This window comes from Pantoea sp. 18059, assembly GCF_902706165.1.
In the GTDB taxonomy this organism is placed as follows: Bacteria; Pseudomonadota; Gammaproteobacteria; order Enterobacterales; family Enterobacteriaceae; genus Pantoea; species Pantoea agglomerans.
Map to the genome: position 1 here is coordinate 1 of NZ_CACSJS010000070.1, position 390 is coordinate 390.

Genomic DNA, 390 nt, shown 5'->3' on the forward strand with positions numbered 1-390 from the left:
ATGTGATCAGCGGCGATTCGCCCGACAGCGAGAGCGACACCACCGTGCCGGTGATCGTGCCGCTGGTCGAGCTCACGTCCACCGTGCGACCGATGAGGCCGACCGACTGCAGCGCGGCCTGGTTGCCGATCAGCGTGGCGATCTTGGAATTGAGCTGCTGCGTCTGCTCCAGGCTCGTGAACTGCGCCATCTGGGCCATGAACTGCTGGTTGTCCATCGGCTTCATGGGATCCTGGTAGGTGAGCTGCGTCAGCAGGATCTTCATGAAATCCTCCTGGCCCAGCGCGTTAGCGCGCAGGCTGGTCGTGGCGCTGCTGATGCCGTTGATGCTCATGGATGGCCCTTCTGGAAAATGGAGGAGAACGAAAGCCCGGCGGACCGGGGGGAGAA

The 390-nt window shown here is 62.8% G+C and carries 1 protein-coding gene; it reads right to left on the reverse strand.

Annotated features, from left to right (window positions below):
* Positions 1-334, reverse strand: a 334-nt coding sequence (locus tag GVJ63_RS22105; protein ID WP_159227380.1) for a flagellar hook assembly protein FlgD, incomplete at its 3' end; no start/stop codon positions are given.
* Between the last annotated feature and the right edge of the window lie 56 nt (positions 335-390).